4 protein-coding genes and 1 pseudogene are annotated in these 6,567 nt (G+C 65.7%); 4 read left to right on the forward strand and 1 reads right to left on the reverse strand.

Going from position 1 to position 6,567, the window contains the following annotated elements; translation table 11 throughout:
* Window positions 1-83 precede the first annotated feature (83 nt).
* Window positions 84-737, forward strand: coding sequence for a cysteine hydrolase family protein (locus HW466_RS22390; RefSeq protein ID WP_151007170.1), 654 nt, complete (start codon window positions 84-86; stop codon window positions 735-737).
* Window positions 738-862: 125 nt separating this feature from the next.
* On the opposite strand, the gene HW466_RS22395 is transcribed toward HW466_RS22390, so the two are convergent.
* Window positions 863-1,504 carry a TetR family transcriptional regulator gene (locus tag HW466_RS22395; protein WP_059447760.1) on the reverse strand — a complete coding sequence of 214 codons (642 nt, stop codon included), beginning with the start codon at window positions 1,502-1,504 and terminating at the stop codon, window positions 863-865.
* Window positions 1,505-1,902: 398 nt separating this feature from the next.
* Here HW466_RS22395 and HW466_RS22400 point away from each other — a divergent pair, with 398 nt between their 5' ends.
* The 3 genes and pseudogenes from HW466_RS22400 to HW466_RS22410 form a co-directional block, all read left to right on the forward strand.
* A complete protein-coding gene (locus HW466_RS22400; protein ID WP_059506783.1) occupies window positions 1,903-3,180 on the forward strand; it encodes an efflux RND transporter periplasmic adaptor subunit in 1,278 nt (425 codons plus the stop codon).
* A 15-nt stretch (window positions 3,181-3,195) separates the two neighbouring features.
* Window positions 3,196-6,396, forward strand: a complete 3,201-nt coding sequence (bpeB, locus tag HW466_RS22405) for an efflux RND transporter permease BpeB (protein WP_060346351.1) — start codon at window positions 3,196-3,198, stop codon at window positions 6,394-6,396.
* Window positions 6,396-6,567 (forward strand): annotated as a pseudogene (locus HW466_RS22410) (multidrug transporter); the annotation flags it as partial. The gene bpeB and the pseudogene HW466_RS22410, both read left to right, overlap by 1 nt.

Genomic DNA, 6,567 nt, shown 5'->3' on the forward strand with positions numbered 1-6,567 from the left:
GGCGAGATCCGACAATGCATCGCATCGCGCTGCTGGCCGCCCCGTTCCGGAGCGGGGTGGCGCTACCGAAACCGGAGCCTGCCATGTCGAATGCCAAATTGCCTTCCGCTTCCCGCCGTGCGCTGATCGTGATCGATGTCCAGAACGAATATGTGACGGGCAACCTGCCGATCGAATATCCGCCCGTCGACGTGTCGCTGGCGAACATCGGCCGCGCGATCGATGCCGCGCATGCGGCCGGCGTGCCCGTGATCGTCGTCCAGCACGTCGCGCCGGCCGGTGCGCCGATCTTTGCGCCGGGCACGGACGGTGTCGCACTGCATCCGGTCGTCGCCGACCGGCCGTATGCGCACCTGATCGTGAAGGCGCAGGCCAGTTCGTTCGCCGGCACCGATCTCGCCGCATGGCTCGACGCGCACGGCATCGACACGCTCACGGTCGCCGGCTACATGACGCACAACTGCAACGCGTCGACCGTCTATCACGCGGCGCATGCGGGGCTCGCCGTCGAGTATCTGGCGGACGCGACCGGCGCGTTGCCGTACGCGAACGAAGCGGGTGCTGTGAGTGCCGAAGAGATTCACCGCGCGTACACGGTGGTGTTTCAGTCGAATTTCGCGGCCGTGATGTCGACCGATGCGTGGATCGCCGGACTCGGCGGCGCGGCGATGCCGGCGCGCGACTCGGTGGCCGCGTCGAACCGGCGAGCCCGCGCGCAACGCGCGAAGGCGGCCTGAAAGAACCGGGGTAACAGCGGAACCGGGTGCGTCGGGGCAAGCGCGGCGCTGCCGTCCGCGCGTGGCCTCATCGGCCGGCCGGCGATGGCCCGGCGCGCGGTGTGCACCGGCGCAGCGGCCGTTGGTCAGTCGCCCGTCTTCAGCATCGCCGGGCTGTAGCGCATCATGTCGAAGCAGCCGTCGACGAGCTGTTCCGCGTGCTGCTCGGCGTCGATCTCGTCGGGCAGCATCAGCATGTCGCGCACGAAACCGCTGACGAGCGTGTGCAGCATCAGCGTCGCGCGCCATGTGTCGAGCCGCTCGGGCAGCAGCTTGAGCCGCACGGCACCCGCGAGATCGGCATCGATCGCATGCAGCGCCTCGCTCATCCCCGCGCGATTGCGCTGCAGCAGCGGCTCCATGTCCGCGACGTACTCGCACTTCATGAACAGGATGCTGAACACGCGCCGCAACTGCGAGTCGCGCTGCACGCCGAGCAGGCACCAGATCACGATCTTGCGGATCTTCTCCAGCGGATTGCCGCCGGGCGCGTCGAGCGGCATCCGCTTGAGCTCGTCGATCGGCAGGAACACGCGATCGAACATCGCGTCGAACAGCTCGCTCTTGTTCGCGAAATGCCAGTAGATCGCGCCGCGCGTCACGCCGGCGTGCTGGGCGATGTCCGCGAGCGACGTGTGCGACACGCCCTTCTCGAAGAACACGTGCTCGGCGGCGTCGAGAATGCGGTTGCGCGTCTCGAGCGCCTCCTCCTTGGTGCGTCTGACCATGTGCAGGCCTGAATGAATCTGTCGTGGATGAATATAGGGTCCGTAACCCTCGTCGTCGCCGTGCGGACGGGCTATGCTTGCGACTGGAAATAATTCGTAAGACTTGGCGGTCGGCGATGGGCGGGCGGGCTTTTTACATACATTCGTGAATGTATATACAATACCACCCTACGATCGAATGACCAAAGTGGCAATCAGTTAATATCCCACTCTGCTGATTCCCGCCAAAGTACCAGTCCGCAGTTCGCGGCATCTCGTCGGCATGGAGGTCTCGTGCCGACTTGCTGTATCCAGCAGTCCAGTAATTCAGGTGTTCGATCTGCGCCGCGAGGCGCATCCGTGTTGCGCTCCCGTCGGGTGCTGCACTTATTCCATTGGTTACACACAGAGGTCGCTCCATGCGCGTCGAACGGGTTCCATACCGCTTGATCACTGTCGCGGCAGCCGCGGTTTTCCTGGCTGCATGCGGAAAAAAAGAATCGGCACCTCCGCCGCAAACGCCGGAAGTCGGCGTCGTCACCGTCCAGCCGCAAGCCGTTCCGGTCTTCAGCGAGCTGCCGGGGCGCACCAGCGCATTCCTGGTCGCGCAGGTCCGCGCACGGGTCGACGGCATCGTGCTGCGCCGTGAATTCACCGAAGGCACCGACGTCAAGGCTGGCCAGCGTCTGTACAAGATCGATCCGGCGCCGTACATCGCGGCATTGAACAGCGCGAAGGCGACGCTCGCGAAGGCGCAGGCGAACCTCGCCACGCAGAACGCGCTCGTCGCGCGCTACAAGGTGCTCGTGGCCGCGAACGCGGTCAGCAAGCAGGACTACGACAACGCGGTGGCCGCCCAGGGGCAGGCCGCGGCGGACGTCGCGGCCGGCAAGGCGGCGGTCGACACCGCGCAGATCAACCTCGGCTACACGGACGTGGTCTCGCCGATCACCGGCCGCGTCGGCATTTCGCAAGTGACGCCGGGCGCCTACGTGCAGGCGAGCCAGGCGACGCTGATGTCGACGGTGCAGCAGCTCGACCCCGTGTACGTGGACCTCACCCAATCGAGCCTCGAGGGGCTGAAGCTGCGCCAGGACGTGCAGAGCGGCCGCCTGAAGACGAGCGGCCCGGGCGCGGCGAAGGTGTCGCTGATCCTCGAGGACGGCAAGACCTACTCGGAAGCCGGCAAGCTGCAGTTCTCCGACGTGACGGTCGACCAGGCAACCGGCTCGGTGACGATCCGCGCGGTCTTCCCGAACCCGGGCCGCGTGCTGCTGCCGGGGATGTTCGTGCGCGCGCGGATCGAGGAAGGCGTGAACGAGAACGCGTTCCTCGTGCCGCAGATCGGCGTCACGCATGACCAGAAGGGCCAGGCGATCGCGATGGTGGTGAACGCGAACAACAAGGTCGAGCCGCGTCCGCTGAAGACGGCGGGCATGCGCGGTCAGGACTGGATCGTCGAAGGCGGTCTGCAGGCGGGCGACCACGTGATCGTGCAGGGCGGCGAGAAGGTGCGTCCGGGCGCGACCGTGAAGTCGGTGGAGGCACAACTCGCACCGGCGCCCGGTGCCGCATCGGGTGCCGCCGCTGCCACCGCCGCACCGGCTGCCGCCGGTTCCGGCGCCGCCGCCGCGTCCGGTGCCGCTGCATCGGGTGCCGCGCCGGCGAGTGCCGCCGCTGCTTCGAGCGCGCAATAACAGGGAGCCTGTTTCATGGCAAAGTTTTTTATCGATCGCCCGATCTTCGCGTGGGTGATCGCCATCATCCTGATGCTGGCCGGGGTCGCGGCGATCTTCACGCTGCCGATCGCGCAGTATCCGACGATCGCGCCGCCATCGATCCAGATCACCGCGAACTACCCGGGAGCTTCCGCGAAGACGGTGGAAGACACGGTGACGCAGGTGATCGAGCAGCAGATGAGCGGTCTCGACAACTTCCTGTACATGTCGTCGACCAGTGACGACTCGGGCAACGCGACGATCACGCTGACGTTCGCGCCGGGCACCAACGCCGACATCGCGCAGGTCCAGGTGCAGAACAAGCTGTCGCTCGCGACGCCGGTTCTGCCGCAGGTCGTGCAGCAGCTCGGTCTGTCGGTGACGAAGTCGAGCAGCAGCTTCCTGCTGGTGCTCGCCTTCAACTCCGAAGACGGCAGCATGAACAAGTACGACCTCGCGAACTTCGTGGCGTCGCACGTGAAGGATCCGATCAGCCGGCTGAACGGCGTCGGTACCGTCACGCTGTTCGGCTCGCAGTACGCGATGCGGATCTGGCTCGACCCGACCCGCCTGACGAACTACGGCCTCACGCCGGTCGACGTGAGCTCGGCGATCACCGCGCAGAACGTGCAGATCGCGGGCGGCCAGATCGGCGGCACGCCGGCCACGCCCGGCACCGTGCTGCAGGCGACGATCACCGAATCGACGCTGCTGCAGACGCCCGAGCAGTTCGGCAACATCCTGCTGAAGGTCAACCAGGACGGCTCGCAGGTTCGCCTGAAGGACGTCGCGCAGATCGGCCTCGGCGGCGAAAACTACAACTTCGACACGAAGTACAACGGTCAGCCGACCGCGGCACTCGGTATCCAGCTCGCGACCAACGCGAACGCGCTCGCGACCGCGAAGGCCGTGCGCGCGAAGATCGACGAGCTCGCACCGTTCTTCCCGCACGGCCTCGTCGTGAAGTATCCGTACGACACGACGCCGTTCGTGAAGCTGTCGATCGAGGAAGTGGTCAAGACGCTGCTCGAAGGTATCGTGCTCGTGTTCCTCGTGATGTATCTGTTCCTGCAGAACCTGCGGGCGACGATCATCCCGACGATCGCGGTGCCGGTGGTGCTGCTCGGCACGTTCGCGATCATGTCGCTCGTGGGCTTCTCGATCAACACGTTGTCGATGTTCGGCCTCGTGCTCGCAATCGGCCTGCTGGTCGACGATGCGATCGTGGTGGTCGAGAACGTCGAGCGCGTGATGGCGGAAGAGGGCCTGTCGCCGAAGGAGGCGACGCGCAAGGCGATGGGCCAGATCACCGGCGCACTCGTCGGCGTGGCGCTCGTGCTGTCGGCGGTGTTCGTGCCGGTCGCGTTCTCCGGCGGTTCGGTCGGCGCGATCTATCGTCAGTTCTCGCTGACGATCGTGTCGGCGATGGTGCTGTCGGTGCTGGTCGCGTTGATTCTGACGCCCGCACTGTGCGCGACGATCCTCAAGCCGATCCCGCAAGGCCATCACGAAGAGAAGAAGGGCTTCTTCGGCTGGTTCAACCGCACGTTCAACAACAGCCGCGACAAGTACCACGTCGGCGTGCACCACGTGATCAAGCGCTCGGGCCGCTGGCTCATCATCTATCTGGTCGTGATCGTCGCGGTCGGGCTGCTGTTCGTGCGCCTGCCGAAGTCGTTCCTGCCGGATGAAGACCAGGGCCTGATGTTCGTGATCGTGCAGACGCCGTCGGGCTCGACGCAGGAAACGACCGCGAAGACGCTCGCGAACATCTCCGACTACCTGCTGAAGGACGAGAAGGAGATCGTCGAATCGGCGTTCACGGTCAACGGCTTCAGCTTCGCGGGCCGCGGCCAGAACTCCGGTCTCGTGTTCGTGAAGCTGAAGGACTATTCGCAGCGTCAGCATGCGAACCAGAAGGTCCAGGCGCTGATCGGGCGGATGTTCGGTCGCTACGCGGGCTACAAGGACGCCGTCGTGATCCCGTTCAACCCGCCGTCGATTCCCGAACTCGGTACGGCCGCGGGCTTCGACTTCGAGCTGACGGACAACGCCGGTCTCGGCCACGACGCGCTGATGGCCGCGCGTAACCAGCTGCTCGGGATGGCCGCGAAGGATCCGACGCTGCAGGGCGTGCGCCCGAACGGCCTGAACGACACGCCGCAGTACAAGGTCGACATCGACCGCGAGAAGGCGAATGCGCTCGGCGTGACGGCGGATGCGATCGACCAGACGTTCTCGATCGCGTGGGCGTCGAAGTACGTGAACAACTTCCTCGACACCGACGGCCGGATCAAGAAGGTGTACGTGCAGGCCGACGCACCGTTCCGGATGACGCCGGAGGACATGAACATCTGGTACGTGCGCAACGGCTCGGGCGGGATGGTGCCGTTCAGCGCGTTCGCGACCGGTCACTGGACGTACGGTTCGCCGAAGCTCGAGCGCTACAACGGCGTGTCGGCGATGGAAATCCAGGGTCAGGCCGCGCCGGGCAAGTCGACCGGTCAGGCGATGACGGCGATGGAAGGGCTCGCGAAGAAGCTGCCGGTCGGTATCGGCTATTCGTGGACGGGCCTGTCGTTCCAGGAAATCCAGTCCGGTTCGCAGGCGCCGATCCTCTATGCGATCTCGATCCTCGTCGTGTTCCTGTGTCTGGCGGCGCTGTATGAAAGCTGGTCGATCCCGTTCTCGGTGATCATGGTGGTGCCGCTCGGCGTGATCGGCGCACTGCTCGCGGCGACGATGCGCGGCCTCGAGAACGACGTGTTCTTCCAGGTCGGCCTGTTGACCACCGTGGGCTTGTCCGCGAAGAACGCGATCCTGATCGTCGAGTTCGCGCGCGAACTGCAGATGACGGAGAAGATGGGCCCGATCGAGGCCGCGCTGGAAGCGGCGCGCCTGCGGCTGCGTCCGATCCTGATGACGTCGCTCGCGTTCATTCTCGGCGTGATGCCGCTCGCGATCAGCAACGGCGCGGGTTCGGCGAGCCAGCACGCAATCGGTACGGGCGTGATCGGCGGGATGATCACGGCGACGTTCCTCGCGATCTTCATGATCCCGATGTTCTTCGTGAAGATCCGCGCGATCTTCAGCGGCGAGAAGGAAGACGTCGACGAGGCGCTGCGCCTGGCTCAGGAGCACTCGCACCACGAAGAGAAGCCGGGCAACGGCGACGAAGGCAACAAGGGACAGTGATGATGCAAAAACACGCTTTGACTGCAATCGCGGTCGCGCTCCTTGCCACGGGCTGCACGCTGGCGCCGCATTACACGCGGCCCGACGCGCCCGTCGCGCAGGCGTACCCGGCCGGCGGCGTCTATGCGACGCAGCCGGGCGCTGCCGGCGCGCGCAGCGCGAACGGCCAGG

This window comes from Burkholderia territorii (genome assembly GCF_902833055.1).
Classification (GTDB): domain Bacteria; phylum Pseudomonadota; class Gammaproteobacteria; order Burkholderiales; family Burkholderiaceae; genus Burkholderia; species Burkholderia territorii.